The sequence below is a fragment of the Kaistella palustris DSM 21579 genome (assembly GCF_000422265.1).
GTDB lineage: Bacteria > Bacteroidota > Bacteroidia > Flavobacteriales > Weeksellaceae > Kaistella > Kaistella palustris.
Window position 1 is genome coordinate 468431 of sequence record NZ_KE383812.1, and the last position, 15140, is coordinate 483570.

Sequence of the window (15140 nt, forward strand, 5' to 3'; positions counted from 1 at the left end):
GCAGGAATTTTCGGGTGTTTCCACAGGATAGCGGTTAATTTGCTCCTCAAGCACTGAACTTTGTAACTGTTGAACTAAATAATTAAATTTGCATGTGCATATAAATAAAGATGAACTAAATGAACTTGAATTTCCGGAACTTCTTGCGGAAATCTCACCCTTTGCCTATTCCCCAAAAACTGCGCAAAAAATTGCTGAGCTGCGGCCAATGCCACGCGAAGAAGCTAAACTTTCCCTGAAAAAAGTGGCTGAGTTCCTCTCAAGTTTCGAAAGTGATAATGCGATCCCTTTTAATGAATACGAGGATATTGACCAGGAGTTAAACCTGATGCTCATTGAGAATTTCAGGTTAGATAATCGCGCTTTCGTGCGGATCAAAAGCCTTACAGAACAGATCGGGCGGCTGCAGAAATTTTATCCCCAGTTTGAAGATCTTTTTCTAAACCTAAACAATGATGTGAAAGATCTGGATTTCCGAAAGGAAATTATCGACAGGATCGACCGAGTCCTGAACCGGTTTGGTGAAGTTAAAAGCGATGCGTCACCCATATTGAAAACCTTAAGACAAGACATCTCGCATGCCCGAAAAGCCATTCAGGAAAATTTCAACAGAACACTCACCGCACTTTCCTCCACAGATTTTCTGGATGACATCCGTGAAAGTATAATGGATGACCAAAGGGTTCTGGCCGTAAAGTCTGCCTATAAAAAGCGCGTGCCGGGCAGGGTTTTAGGCGTTTCAAAAACCGGCTCCATCACTTATGTACAACCTGAATCCGTAGTTAAGCATCAGTTCAAACTGCGCGAAGATATAGAAGAGGAAAAAAAAGAAGTCGATAAAATCCTGCGGAAACTCACCGCGGAAATCGCTGAATTTCACACTGAACTTTCAGCTTATCAGAACTATATTTTCGGACTCGACCTTACCCGTGCCAAAGCAAAATTTGCCGAAAAGATCCATGGCGTTCTGCCAAAAATCAACGCACATAAAACCATGCGCCTGGTTCAGGCGTATCACCCGCTGCTTTGGCTGAGGAATCAGGCTGAGAAAAAAAAGATATTTCCGCAGTCCCTCACTTTTACCGAACACAACCGGATCATCTGCATTTCCGGTCCAAACGCCGGCGGAAAATCCATCACGCTGAAAACTGTCGGGCTTTTGCAGCTGATGTTGCAGAGCGGCCTCCTGGTGCCTGTACACCCGAAATCGGAAATGTTTTTCTTTGGTAAAATCATGACGGATATCGGCGACAACCAATCGATTGAGAATCAACTTTCGACCTATTCATCGCGGTTAAAGAAAATGTCGAAGATCATCCGCGAGGCCGATGCAGAAACACTGTTGCTTATTGATGAATTCGGTACGGGATCGGATCCTGAACTGGGCGGCGCGCTGGCGGAAGCTTTTCTGGAATTTTTTTACGATAAAAAAAGTTTCGCCATCATTACCACGCATTACACCAATATTAAAATTGTGGTCGAACAGCTGCCCAATGCGCAGAACGCCGCTATGCTTTTTGATGAGCATTCGCTGGAGCCACTCTATAAACTAGAGGTTGGCCAGGCCGGAAGTTCGTTCACCTTTGAGGTTGCTGAAAAAAATAAGATCCCACAATTCATCATTAATTCCGCCAAAAAGAAAGTGGAACATGACCTGCTGAATCTCGATAAAACGATCGTGAAACTGCAGCAGGAAAAATTTGAAGTTGAAAAACTCAAAACCGACCTCACCGAAAAAAGAGATTCTACCCAAAACAAAAAAGACAATCTGGAAAAACTGAATGAGCAGCTTCAGCAAAAACTTTTTAATTTCCAGAAACTCTACGAAGATGAACACCGGAAACTCCAGTTTGGAAATAAGATTGAAGGTTTTATAGATTCTTACATTAAGGGAAAATCCAGAAAACTTGTGGTAGGTGATTTTGTGAAGATCCTGGAACAGGAAAAATTCCGGAAACTCGGCGCCGATAAAGATGAAAATAAACGCCTGCAGATCGTAAAACGTAAGATTACGCAGCAACTAAAGAAAGTTGATGTTCAGGAAAAAATTGTAGAGACGCACGGAAAACTGGAAAGCAAACGCCAAAAAGAGCGTGCGGTTTGGATGAAAGTCGGCCAGCGCGTGCGGATTCCCGGCTCCACAAGTGTTGGTACAATTGAAAAAATTGAGAAAAACGGAAAGGTCTCGGTAAACTACGGAAGTTTTAAAACGCAGATATCAGGTGATGAACTGGAGCGGATCTAGCGGGCTCCGCGGTGGGCAGTTGACGGTGGAGAGTTGACAGTTGACAGTTGACAGTTGACGAAAAAATTTTAGATTTTAGATTTTGAATTATAGACCTTTCGGTGTTAATCCCGGGAAATTTTGCTACAATAAAAAAAGCGCTTAGAAAACTAAACGCCTTATCAAATCTTAAAAGTGGTTTCTCCAGGAATCGAACCAGGGACACATGGATTTTCAATCCATTGCTCTACCAACTGAGCTAAGAAACCTTTTGGTTATTGAGTGGTGCAAAAATAGCATCTTTCTCTTTCTCCTCCAAATCATTTTTGAATATTTTGCCAAAAACCGCGAAAATTACTGATTCTCAGCGGCAATATTTTCTTCTTTCTGAATTTGCTCACTCATTTCTTCAAGTACAGGCTTGATTGTGCTTTCCGGAAGTTCACTGATTCGGATGTACATCAGGCCATCGATCGCATCATTGAAGTTCGGATCTACATTAAATGACACGACTTTCGCGTTTTGCTTGATGTATTTTTTAATTAAAACCGGCAGGCGCATTTCGGGTTCAAGATCGTCGATGATCTTGTCGAGCTTATTCAGATCAGATTCCACCTCATCAAAAAACAGATATTTGTCGCGCTCCCGCAGTTTTACTTTAAATTCTTTTTTTGGGTGTATATACTGCGCTACGGCTGAATCGTAGTAATTAGACCGCATAAATTCAATCATAAGTGATTTCGAAAATTCCGAAAATTTATCTGAAATACTTACACCACCCATTAAAAATTTATGTTCGGGATTTCTGAGACATACATGTACGATGCCGCGCCACAAAAGAAAGAGCGGCAAAGGTTTCTGCTGGTATTCAAAGGAAATATAGGCGCGGCCCATTTCAATTACCTTTCGGAAAAACGGGCGCAGTTCCTGATCAAACTCAAAGAGCGAACTTGTATAAAACCCTTCTATTCCGTGCTTCTTCATCACTTCACTGCCCAATGCCATGCGATATGCGCCGGCGAGTTTTTCTGCTTTATTATCCCACAGAAAAAGGTGATGGTAATGCTCATCATACTCATCCAGATCAAACGGCAGGTTGCTGCCCTCGCCGATCCTGCGGAAAGTAAGTTCGCGCTGCCGCCCGATTTCGCGCATGATCGATGGAATCTCGCTGTAAGAGGCAAAAAAAACTTCGTAATTCCCATTTCTGAAAAGCATTTTATCTTTCTCTGTCAGCGTCTTTATTTCGTTTACGAGATCTGCTTTTGGTGTTTCGTCGATGATATTCTGCACCACGTTAGCCTCTTTTCCGATGGGAAAATTCAGCTTTAGATTGACGAGTTTCAGGTTTTCTGCCAGCGATTTTCTCTTTTCATAATACGACTTCAACATGTAGATTTTCTTCTGCAGAAAATTGCCAAGTTCTTCTACAGACTCGTGATCATCTAAAATCTTTACCGAAACGGGTTTGCCGATACGCACACGAATGGGTTTCTCGCGGTTATGCATCATTTCTGACGGCAGCAGCAGCGTCTGCAGATCGGGATGAACCTTTGAAACCTGGTAAAAAAGCCGGCTGTTCTTTGCATGAAAGTACATCGGAACCACGGGAACTTTGGCCCTTTTTATCAGTTTTAAAACCGGTGTGGCCCACGCTTTATCCAGAATCTCATTAAATTCATTGTTCTTATTTGAAACTTCACCCGCCGGAAAAATCCCGACGCAGCCGCCGTTGGCGAGATGTTTTAAAGTTTCGCGCATTCCCGTGGCGCTGTTCTGCATCTCCTTTCTGGTTTCAAAAGGATTTACAGGAATAACGTAAGGTTTCATCGGTTCGATTTTCTCAAGCAGAAAATTGCCCATTACCTTAAAGTCCGGCCGGATCTCGGTGATGATCTTGGCCATCAAAATCCCGTCGATGGCGCCAAGCGGATGATTTGAGACCAAAATAAATGGCCCTGTTTTCGGAACTTTTGCCAGATCTTCTTCGAAAACGATATATTTTAATTTGCGTAACCGCACGAAGGAATCGAAAAAATCTTTGCCGGATTTATTTTTTAACTGGTCATACAGTTTATTGACTTCGGTAATTTTTGTAAGTCGCATGATGGCGGAAGCTACAGGGTTTTTCAGAAATCCCACTTTGCTTAAGCCCGATGCTTTTATTAAATCTTCCCTGGAAATGAGACTCATGCTGCTAGTTTGTTACGATCTGTATGGTTTTTTTGGAAATTTGCTCCAACAGTATATTTTTGTTCGCGTAAAATTTATTTAAATCCTCTAATTTAGCATTTCTCAGCGTATAGAGTGACACGCTTTTTACCACGTCAGCATTGAAACTGATCTGAAGTTCCTGCAGCAGTGCATCTAAAGTTCCATATTTATCCTCCAGGCAAAGTGCAAGTGAAATTGCAGAATTCTGCATGAGGGAGATTTTAATTTTATTTTTTGCGAGCAACGCAAAGATCTGACTTAAATGTTCCTCGGCAATGAAGGCAAAATCCCGCGTCGAGATATGCATTAAATGTTGATTCTCCTTCAGAATATACGATTCTGCGCCCGCTGACTGCGAAAGACTGCCTACTTTGGTACCCGGTTTTTCAGGTTCCAGAAAAGACTTTACATAAAAGGGAATATTTTTTTGTTTTAAAGGCTGCAGCGTTTTCGGATGGATTACTGAGGCGCCGTAATATGCCATTTCAATCGCTTCTTCATAGGAAATATCCGAAATAAGTGAAACATTTTCAAATTTTCGGGGATCGCCGGTCATTACGCCGGGAACATCTTTCCAGATCGTCATTGCTTCAGCATTTAAGCCGTAGGCAAATATCGCGGCAGAATAATCTGAACCTTCACGTCCCAGAGTAACTGTAAAATTATTCGCTTCTGCACCGATGAAACCCTGGGTGACATAGCATTTTTTAAGATCAAGAGCCGATATCCTTTTCTGGGTTTCGTCCCAGTTGATGTTGCCCTCCCGGTAGCTGGTATCGGTAATAATATATTTACGCGCATCGAGCCACAGATTTGCAAACTGAATTTCATTTAAGTACAGACTCACGATTCTGGAGGAAACCATCTCGCCGCAACTTACCACCTGGTCGTACACGAAGTTGTAATCGGGAACTACATTATTCTGCAGAAACACTTCAACATTTTTAAAATAAAAAGAGATTTCCTGAAATACCGGATGCTCATCAGAAAAGAGACCGCGACATATTTGGAGGTGAGCGTCCTCTACTTCTGCCAGTTGTGCACGGAAATCGGATTTCTCGAAATAAACCTGCACCACTTTCTCCAGCGCATTCGTGGTTTTTCCCATAGCAGAAACTACGAGCAGGCAGTTTTCAAACTTTTGCGAGTTCAGCACAGCAGCCACATTCTTTACACCATCGGCATCTTTTAGTGATGCACCTCCAAATTTAAAAACCTTCATTAATTTATTACCTGTCAAGTGGTTAAGTGAAAACTTTTCATTAATGAAAATTTCCAGAGGTCAAAATTATCATTTTAGCCTGAAATAAAAAAACATGCAGGCTTAATGCCCGACTGTTAAGATTTATGTGCCGTAAAAAAGTTTTGTCCGGAATAATTCTGGCGGTGCACAGAAGCGGAGATGTGTACATCTTAACTGAAAGAAAAGCCACGAAATTCAAAGAATTTTCCGAAATTTGTAAGAATCCAAAAAGCATAAATATGTCAGAACAGAATTTTCAGACACTCGGTGAGTTTATTATTGATAAGCAGGAAGACTTTCAATATTCCACGGGTGAACTTTCCCGACTTCTCAGCGCAATAAGGCTGGCCTCGAAAGTGGTAAACCGCGAAGTAAATAAAGCAGGAATTGCAAATATTATCGGGAAAGCGGGAAATGAGAATATTCAGGGTGAAGAGCAGCAAAAGCTTGATGTACTTGCAAATGACATTTTTATCGAAGCACTTTCGCAACGGGAAGTTGTGTGCGGAATTGCTTCAGAAGAAAGCGATGATTTTATAGAAGTACGAACCGGACCGAACGCCCACTTAAGTAAATATGTGGTGCTTATCGATCCTTTGGATGGTTCGTCGAATATTGATGTAAATGTTTCTGTAGGAACTATTTTTTCGATTTACCGACGTGTTACCGAGCCCGGAACTCCCGTAACCCTTGCCGATTTCTTGCAAAAAGGTGTTAACCAGGCCGCTGCAGGATATGTTGTTTACGGCTCATCGACAATGATCGTATATACCACCGGTAATGGCGTGAATGGTTTTACACTCGATCCAAGTTTAGGAACGTTTTATCTGTCGCATCCGTGCATGAGCTTTCCCGAAAAAGGAAATATCTACTCGATTAATGAAGGAAATTACGCGAAATTCCCGCAAGGTGTGAAGGATTACATTAAATACTGTCAGCGCGAAGAAGGCGACCGGCCTTATACCTCGCGATACATCGGCAGTCTGGTTTCCGATTTTCACCGGAATATGATCAAAGGAGGAATTTACATTTATCCATCAACATCGCAGTCACCGAACGGGAAACTGAGGTTGCTTTACGAATGCAATCCAATGGCAATGCTCGCCGAGCAGGCAGGTGGAAAATGCACCAACGGCTTTCAGCGAATCCTGGAAATTGAACCGACCGAACTTCACCAACGGGTACCGTTTTTCTGTGGGACAAGTGAAATGGTGGAAAAAGCCGAAGAATTCATGGAGAAATACAATCAATAATTAATGACTGCGGATTTCAAAAGCCACATTTTACAATTTAAACGCCCGGGTGGAACTTCCCGCGGCGTTTTGCATACCAAGGAAACATATATTCTTACCGTAGAAGAAAACGGCCGAAAAGGTATTGGCGAATGCGCACTCTTTCGTGGCCTAAGCTCCGACGATGTTCCCGGATATGAAGAAATCCTGAGCTGGTTCTGCGAAAATATAAATGCTGAACCTGAACTTCTGGAAGAGCGGCTGAAGCGTTTTCCCTCCATCTGGTGTGGTTACGAGCAGGCGCTTTTAAATTTGAAGAACGGCGGTAGTCTCTATTTCCCAAGTGATTTCACCGCCGGAAAGGCTTCTTTAAAAATAAACGGCCTAATCTGGATGGGCGACGTACCATACATGCAGGCGCAGATTCAGGAAAAACTTGCAGCGGGTTTCGACTGCATTAAACTGAAGATCGGTGTAGACTGGCCGGCCGAGAAAAAAATCCTGACCACCCTGCGCCGGGAATTTTCGCGAGATCAGATCGAACTGCGTGTTGATGCCAACGGCGGTTTCACTTCTGAAGAAGCAAAAACAGTGTTGCGCGAACTTGCGGAGCTGGAAATACATTCTATCGAACAACCCATCAAAGCAGGCAACAGAAATCAGATGCAGACGCTCTGCCGTGAAACACCAACGCCAATTGCACTGGACGAAGAGCTGATCGGCGTTGTAGGTATCTCACAAAAAAAGCAGCTTTTAGAAAAAATAAAACCACAGTACATTATTCTGAAACCTTCGCTGATCGGCGGTTTTTCCGGAACGGACGAGTGGATTTCGATCGCTGATGAGATGAATATCGGCTGGTGGATCACCTCCGCGCTCGAAAGTAATATCGGACTGAATGCCATTGCCCAGTACACCTTTACAAAAAAGCCGAAAATTCCGCAGGGTTTGGGAACCGGTGGTTTATTTACAAATAATTTCCCCTCGGATCTGGTGCTGACTGGCGATCAGCTTTCCATGGTATAGAATATTTTATTTTAGTTTCTGTCTTTAACTAAAACCCAACCTGTATAAGTCCTGCCATCCGGTAAAGTGATAATATACCAATAGCTATCGGTATTTACAACGCGCGACAGCGTGGTTCCGTCCCAAACAAACCGCGTTGAACTGTCCTGTTCGAAAACTTTCTGCTGATAGCGGTTGAATACTTTTAAGTTCGCCGATTTTCCGTTGAAAACATTCAGATCATCAATGATCCAGGTGTCGTTGTAACCATCAGCGTTTGGAGTAAAAGCGTTTTTAATGTCCAGGATCAAGCCCTCTTTTTTCTCGGGAAGACATGTTGAACCTTCAAACTTCACATAAAAAGTGGTGACACCAAACGGCAGATTTGGAAATACATTATTTTCGCTGAAGTTGATGCCGTCTTTCGAATAAAGGATTTTTTGACTTCCTGTGGCGATTACAGTAATTGTGTTTCCACTGGCCACCAGATCGGTGATTACAGGAACCTCATAATACTGAACCGTAAACTTCGTGGAGAATGTACAGTCATTTTGGGCAGTTACATTAATGGTATAAATGCCGGGAACCGTCACTTTTGGAAGCTGATCTGAAGTGGAAACTATTTTCCCGGAAGGGTCGAGCCATTCAAATTTCTTAATATTCAGCTTGGTAAAATCCGGTTTTATATCAATGGAACTTTCTTTACAGAAAAAATATTCCGGTAATGTAAACATTGGCGTTTTTTTCAATGTTAGATTGATTTCCGCTTTTTCCGGGCAATATCCTGCCGCAGACACCTTCACAAAAATTTTCTGAGGTCCGGCATTTTCATCATACAGGAAAGCTTTTGGCGACGCTATCTTATTGGTAGAATTCTGTAAATCGATTAAGCTGGGGTAATATTCAAAAGTTGCTGCACCAGCATAAATCGTGTTTTGAAACTGGGTCAAGTCTACATTCTCTTTACCATCATTCCCAATATCGCAGGTATTCGTAACCGTATATAAACTGCCGTTGAGCGTTATTTTTGTTCCCGGTCCCAGATCAACAGAAGCCGTATCAAAACATCCGGGAATATTTTCAACGCGCACCCAGATCTTCAGCGGCAAAGAGGCAAAAGAAAAATTAGCAGGATCTGCAATTGGATTGCTATTCATATCTGCATCTGCCTTTGTTTTAAAAAAAGTGAAAATATGATTTGCACTTTGTGTGTAGACCATGTTTGCAGTATATTTCGTGAGATCTACCTTATAAAGACCATCGAGATTATCATCGCATATATCAGTGATCTTGGAGTTGGCCGCTTTCGGTGGGTTAGATGTAGAAAGTTTTATTGGCGCCACAGAATAACAGCCGGTGGTTTTGGAGGTAAATCTCGCCCATACAGTTACTTCGGATCTGGTGGTCGTCACCGGCGAAGAGATCTGCGTGGTGACAATTCCGGCGTTGGCTTCGTTTTCAGTTTTATAGTAGGTAATTGCAATATCACTGATTGGAACTGAATTCTGATCCTGTGCAAAAAGCTGTGGTAAAGCATCGGTGAGGTTAAATGATTCGTTAAGATTAAAATCATAATCACATTTCTGCAGCAAAGCAGGCTTTAAAATGATTACCGGTAAAAAGTTCAGGGTAATATTGATGGTGCTTACGGAATAACAGCCACCTGCAAAGGAAACTTTAGCATAAACCGTACTGTTTTTCGGTATTACAAAGGACGTGGGATTACTGATCAGGCCCGACAAAGAATTGTTTGTGGCGTTATAATTAAGATAAAACTGTACGGTAACCGCGTCGCTGCCTGAATAGATTTGCGGCTGCAAGGCGGTAAGGTCAAAAGGTTCATTACCGTCGTTATTATTATCACAGATTGAATTCCTTACCACGTCAAGAGTTGTTTGAACCACCGGTGTGGGAACCAGATTTAAATTGATTTCAAATACCTGGGCGCAACCGTAAGAGTCAATTCTCACATAGAGTTTGGTGCTGCCCTGTACGTTAAATACTGTGATTGAATTAGTGTTGGTGTCAGCATCTGCCTGGGTTGCAAAGTACGTGACACTTGCATTTTGCGGACCTTTGATTTTGGCACTCAGGTTAGAAAGAGTGTAGATTTCGGAACCGTCATTATCAAAGTCGCACACATCGAACTGGGTTTGATGAATGATGACATGTACCAGATTAAATTTTATTTCCTTCACGGCGTAGCAACCGGTTGCATCGGTAAACCGCACGTAAAAAGTTCGGGTCACAAAGCTGCCATCCAGCGTAACGGTTTGGAGCGGCGAAATTTCATTTACATTATCATCTGCATCGGCTGCAGAATTAAAAAATCCGAACGAAATTCCTATGGGAGACTGCAGCAACATATCCAAAGATGCGGTCTGCAAATTTACAGAAATATCTTCGGTGCCATCAAAACAGATGTAGAGCGACTTGTTTTTAGCTACTACTTCCGTAAATGTGATTTCCATGTTTACCGTCGCAATACTGTAACAGCCACCAGGAAACTGAACCCGCACAAAGATCTGGTAATTTCCTTCCTTAATGTGCGTCATACTGCTACCTGCGCCCGATACAGCTTCACCGTATGTATTGTAAAAGCTGAGCACCACATCAGCTTCTGAAGTAACCAAAGGCCCAAGAATCCCCTGAAAATCGAAAGGCTCCAGGAGATCATATTTATAATCGCAGGTGGTAAACTGATAAGTAATCGGTGAATTTACAAGTGGACTCGGTAAAAAACTGATGCTGATCGGTCCAAAGACCTGGCTGCAGGTTGCAGTTTTATAAGTCACGTATAATTGTGTAGTTGCCGTAAGTGTAGTAGCAGTCACCTCGTTCGTTTGGGCCGCAGCGTCAGCAGCAGTCAGAAAATAGTGGATCGAACCGTTAATGGGCGCATTAAAAAGTTTATAGTTCAACCCGGAAAGCTGAAAGTTATTTTCCACACCATCGTTATTGGCATCACAAATTTCCACCGTGTCTGTAAGCAAACTGTTGGAGATCATGGTCAGGTTCAAAACAGAAGTTCGGTAACAGGTTGGATCTGAAGGATTCTGAACCCGAACATAAAACTTTTTGTTGGCAGTAATTTCCAGATTTTTGGGTTGCGGATTGGCGCCGCTTTGGGCTTCTGCCAGCGTATTGTGAAAGCTGAAAATTAAGTTACTGGGATCCTGAGGCGTGAGTTCACCTGCATAATCATCTAAATTTATATTGAAGGTGCTGCTGCCACATAGAATTTTATTGAAATTTCTGGCTAAGGGATAATCCGGTGCAAAACTTACACTTGCCGTATCCTCCAGCGTATACTCGAAATTTCCACAAAGGGGATATTTTACTTTTACGGTGTAAATTTCATTCTTTTCGGGACACACACTTACCGTGGCGCCGCTGCCGACATTTTGGCTGGCGGAATTAAACCACGTAACCTGCGGCATAATCGGAGCGCCGGCCGGGCTGAATTTCCATGCTTCGTTCTGTGCCGCCCATTTACCGGTATTTCTTCCCTCAGGCGAATAGCCGATCGTTCGGTCATCATTAATGATACCCAGGAGGGAGTTCTCGAATTTCGCGGCTGAACAGGGCAGCGGTTTGTTTTCTACAAAAACTTGTATAATATTTGAACCTTCGGAAAGAACAATCTGCGAGGTGGCAGTTTCGTTACAGCCCAGCAGGCGTCCTTTGTAGAAGTTGATGATGAGTTTTCTGCAGGGAGCACTCCCAACGATGCTGTAATAAATTTCGGAGTCATTGTCTCTGGAAAAAACCATGTCATTGTATACACCGAAAATGCTCGAGCGCGGCAAAGTGGCACTGGGATTAAGCCCGTCAATATTTGGATAATTGATATTTCCCAACTGTGAAGTGTTGAAAGAAACTACACCATTGGTCCCGATGATCACCGAACTGTAATTCTGGCCGAAAAAGCAGAAATTAAAGGGGATCTCAACTTTCGTAAAAAACGAATCGTCGCCGTCAGCGAGCAGCGGCGTTCCTGCATTAAATGCAGCGTATGGCGTAAAATCTTCAGATGAAACCGTGTAGGAATCGGTCTTATGAAACTCCGGATAAGTTGCTGTGAGCTGAAGGCAAGAGCCAGTCAGCGGGTAACTGCAGTCGATCAATGGATTTTCGTTTCCGGAGATATCAGTGATTTTTGCTCCTTCACAAAACTGCTGGCCGGCAAATGGGGTACAAAAATTTATTAAAGCACAAAATAGAAAAAGTAATTTCTGCTGCATAATTACAGTGAATTTTTGGGTTACTTTTCAAAATTTGTGTTTTTTTTAGCGGAGGTATGCTAAAGTACATGCACGGAATATCGTGATAACTGCAGCAATTTCAATACCAGTTAAATGTAATCGTTTTTTTGCAAAACTTTACTTAACATAATAATCTGCAAAAATAAGAATATTCTGCTGATTTGCCAAACAGGTTTAAATAGTTTCGTGAATGACATTTGTCAGGTAAAAATATTCCGATTTATTTCCCCGAAAAATCGCCTGAGCACCGGCTTCGAACGAATCTGCGGACTGAATTCTCTAACTGCGGGAGTTCTGTTTCACGATGATTTACTGATCGTCGTGCAGATCACCGACATTTTCGGTTATAGTCGATTCAATATCGACCTTCAAGCAGATGTGCAGACCTTTATCCACAGGCAGAAAGCTAAATTTACCGCAAACACCTTCCATGCGTGAGCGCATATTTTGCAAACCGTTTCCGTAAGCGGTGTCCGCCTTCAACCCAATACCGTCATCTTTAATATCAATATAAAAAGACCGGCCTGTCTGCTTAAAATGTAAGGTAACGTTTTCGGCTTCGCTGTGTTTATAAATATTGTTCAAAATCTCTTTAACGCAGAGAAAAAGGTTGCGCCGCTTATCGGCGGAGATCAGGTCGTACCCCACTTCATCCTTAAAAGTATAAACCTTGATATCACTTTTGGCGAAAAATGTGTGGGCGTACTGGATCACATAATCTGTAAAATCCTGCAGGTGATCATTTCCGGGTTTTATATTCCACAGCACCTGTCGGAGTGAACCACTGAGGTCGGCACAGGACCGCAGCAGTTCCTGCACATCATTGCGAATTTCCGGATCGCTGACCTTATGTTTAATGAATTCTGCCTGAAGTTTGATCGCAGATATTCCGGCGCCCAAATCGTCGTGCATATCGTGGGAAATCCTCTCCTGCTCCTCTTTTGCTTTATTTTGAAAATCGATCTCCTTTTGCAGCAGCTGGGTGCGGTATTCCATTTCTTTCAGCATTCTTTCTTTTTGAAAAAGCGTCTGCCGGCGGTTATATAAAACCGTGATGAAAATCAGAAAAACCACGACTGTGACTACGACCATGATGGCAATAACAATGGTGATCTTCAGTTCCAGAGGTACCGTTTTCATAGCGCAGTTTTCGGCGTTTTTCTTGTGACACCCACCAGAAATGCAAGATACGTGAGAACAACTGCGGCTTTAAAGATCTTATCTATCACAATTAAAAAACTAAGATCATTTTCCGCAAGCCAGTACATAAATGAACTTCTGAACAGAAAAATAACGCTCCAGACCAAAAGCGCGGCACTGATCCAGAACGCCTGCTTCTGCAGTATGTTTTCATTGTCAGTATGCGCGGTTTCTTTTAACAGCCATAAAAGCGATAGAAAAATATAAAACAGCGAAATTGTAAAACCCAGTTCGGAGGCAAAAGGCTGCGCGGAATTATAAACAAAAAACGAGCTCGAAACGAGGGTTGCCAAACCGATTCCAATTATTAATTTAGCGTGAGATGATAACTGCACCGCGTAATAATAGGTGAAATACGCAATATAAAAGAAAGTCGCCAAGGTATAAACCAAACTTTTATCGGCGAAAGGCTTCATTGCCATTGTTTCGGCAAGCACAACAACCCCAAAATAGAGATAGAGATAATCTTTGCTTTTGCGACCGTGTATTACGGAGAAAATAAGACACAGAATTGCTGTAACGAAATAAGCACCGAAGAGGATAGTTCCAAGCATAAGGCCACAGATTAAGCGATTGATCAAATTCTTCTACCTGCGGCAGCTCCCTGGCAAAAAATTACTTTTTTACTGAAACTCTCATCATTTGCAGTGGATAAATTTAGTAAAATTTTGAGTGTTTTCACCTTTTTTAATCCGGATATTTTGTGTAAAGTTTTTCTTATAATTTATCTAAAACAACAGCCAGCATTCAGACTGTTATTGTGTTAGATGATTTGAATTAAGGTTGTTTCCACCATGATCATTACTCACTAATTTCCCACGGCCGCTGAAAAAATTTTATTAAAAACGATAACCAAACGAAAGTCCCGACCGGATCCCTGCCCACGGACCATCAACCTTGACTGTCGCGCCGCCGGCATCGGTAGTGGTCGTGTATTTTACAAACGGAATATCCAGATTTGCGATGCTGTCCTGTAATTCCGCCTGCTCGGCCGGGGTTAAAGTCTGTGCAGAATTCCCGCGGAAGTTTCCTGTTCCTTTACCGTAGTGTGCACCTACGAGCCATAGATCCAGCACCCAATTATTGGCTTTTCCCAAAAACCACTGCACGCCAACCATCAGACCGCCACTGTTTCCGGTGGCTTTTCCGCTGAGCGCCAAAGGAACAGTGCGGGTTTCATAATCCTCATCGATCACCACACGGTCGAGGTTGAACGAAGTGTAGCGGTAATAAGGCGCGATATAAAAACCATGGCCATATCCTGAACCCAGATAAATCCGCGGTTCAACGGTAAAATTTGTAAGCGAAACCTCTGCATTCTCAAAATCGGTATCTTTTGTAAAGCTTTTGCTGAAAGGCGCACTTCCTTTTGGCACCGTACCAAAGCCTACGGCAACCGAAAATTTTCTGCTAATAATGCGTTCGTAGGTGAGATTAATGTTTCGGAAAGCATAAGCCGTAACATTTGTTTTCACAATGTTCATTCTTTCGGGTGCAGTTTCCTGTGAAAAAAGTGCAGCCGAAAACAGCAGGGTAAAAAATAATTTTTTCATGGTTTTTAGTTTTTTAAAATTTTAGTTTAGGTCATTACATCGTATTTTATATTTACATTAAAGAAATACCGGATTATCGCTCAAATATATAATTAAAAACTCAATAATACGTGATATTCACAATATTTCATCATCTTGAATTAATTCACACCTAAAAATAAAATAAATACTCTCTTCGGTTGCGCAGTAAACCATTAAAGGGTG

9 protein-coding genes and 1 tRNA gene are annotated in these 15140 nt (G+C 42.3%); 3 read left to right on the plus strand and 7 right to left on the minus strand.

From position 1 onward, the window contains the following. Positions 1–94: 94 nt before the first annotated feature. The gene (locus H562_RS0112290) at positions 95–2245 is read left to right on the plus strand and encodes an endonuclease MutS2 (RefSeq protein WP_027377778.1); all 2151 of its coding nucleotides are present in this window, start codon (positions 95–97) and stop codon (positions 2243–2245) included. A gap of 175 nt (positions 2246–2420) precedes the next feature. On the opposite strand, the gene H562_RS0112295 is transcribed toward H562_RS0112290, so the two are convergent. From H562_RS0112295 to H562_RS0112305, 3 genes are all read right to left on the minus strand, one after another. Beyond that, positions 2421–2493 (minus strand) — tRNA-Phe (locus tag H562_RS0112295). A gap of 85 nt (positions 2494–2578) precedes the next feature. Further along, positions 2579–4417, minus strand: a complete 1839-nt coding sequence (locus H562_RS0112300) for a lysophospholipid acyltransferase family protein (protein ID WP_027377779.1) — start codon at positions 4415–4417, stop codon at positions 2579–2581. A gap of 4 nt (positions 4418–4421) precedes the next feature. Beyond that, complete coding sequence (locus tag H562_RS0112305; RefSeq protein WP_027377780.1) at positions 4422–5660, minus strand: aspartate kinase; 1239 nt, start codon at positions 5658–5660, stop codon at positions 4422–4424. A gap of 260 nt (positions 5661–5920) precedes the next feature. Here H562_RS0112305 and fbp point away from each other — a divergent pair, with 260 nt between their 5' ends. Together fbp and H562_RS0112315 are read left to right on the plus strand one after the other, a co-directional pair. After that, entirely contained in the window at positions 5921–6934 is a 1014-nt protein-coding gene (gene fbp, locus H562_RS0112310) for a class 1 fructose-bisphosphatase (protein ID WP_027377781.1), read from the plus strand. 3 nt (positions 6935–6937) lie between these two features. Then, positions 6938–7939, plus strand: a complete 1002-nt coding sequence (locus H562_RS0112315) for an o-succinylbenzoate synthase (RefSeq protein WP_027377782.1) — start codon at positions 6938–6940, stop codon at positions 7937–7939. Positions 7940–7950: 11 nt separating this feature from the next. On the opposite strand, the gene H562_RS0112320 is transcribed toward H562_RS0112315, so the two are convergent. From H562_RS0112320 to H562_RS0112335, 4 genes are all read right to left on the minus strand, one after another. Then, positions 7951–12162, minus strand: a complete 4212-nt coding sequence (locus H562_RS0112320) for a T9SS type B sorting domain-containing protein (RefSeq protein ID WP_027377783.1) — start codon at positions 12160–12162, stop codon at positions 7951–7953. A gap of 330 nt (positions 12163–12492) precedes the next feature. After that, positions 12493–13323, minus strand: a complete 831-nt coding sequence (locus H562_RS15105; protein WP_051190496.1) for a sensor histidine kinase — start codon at positions 13321–13323, stop codon at positions 12493–12495. Then, the gene (locus tag H562_RS15435) at positions 13320–13937 is read right to left on the minus strand and encodes a hypothetical protein (RefSeq protein ID WP_027377784.1); all 618 of its coding nucleotides are present in this window, start codon (positions 13935–13937) and stop codon (positions 13320–13322) included. Before H562_RS15435 ends, H562_RS15105 begins: the two co-directional genes overlap by 4 nt. A 285-nt stretch (positions 13938–14222) precedes the next feature. Beyond that, positions 14223–14936: a DUF3575 domain-containing protein gene (locus tag H562_RS0112335; protein WP_027377785.1), complete on the minus strand. Its 714-nt coding sequence runs from the start codon at positions 14934–14936 to the stop codon at positions 14223–14225. Positions 14937–15140 lie beyond the last annotated feature (204 nt).

What these genes read in the sequence shown, in the direction of transcription:
- H562_RS0112305 (WP_027377780.1), bottom strand. Translation starts at nt 5,660, where the DNA reads ATGAAGGTTTTTAAATTTGGAGGTGCATCACTAAAAGATGCCGATGGT.
- H562_RS0112300 (WP_027377779.1), bottom strand. Translation starts at nt 4,417, where the DNA reads ATGAGTCTCATTTCCAGGGAAGATTTAATAAAAGCATCGGGCTTAAGC.
- H562_RS15435 (WP_027377784.1), bottom strand. Translation starts at nt 13,937, where the DNA reads ATGCTTGGAACTATCCTCTTCGGTGCTTATTTCGTTACAGCAATTCTG.
- H562_RS0112335 (WP_027377785.1), bottom strand. Translation starts at nt 14,936, where the DNA reads ATGAAAAAATTATTTTTTACCCTGCTGTTTTCGGCTGCACTTTTTTCA.
- fbp (WP_027377781.1), top strand. Translation starts at nt 5,921, where the DNA reads ATGTCAGAACAGAATTTTCAGACACTCGGTGAGTTTATTATTGATAAG.
- H562_RS15105 (WP_051190496.1), bottom strand. Translation starts at nt 13,323, where the DNA reads ATGAAAACGGTACCTCTGGAACTGAAGATCACCATTGTTATTGCCATC.
- H562_RS0112315 (WP_027377782.1), top strand. Translation starts at nt 6,938, where the DNA reads ATGACTGCGGATTTCAAAAGCCACATTTTACAATTTAAACGCCCGGGT.
- H562_RS0112320 (WP_027377783.1), bottom strand. Translation starts at nt 12,162, where the DNA reads ATGCAGCAGAAATTACTTTTTCTATTTTGTGCTTTAATAAATTTTTGT.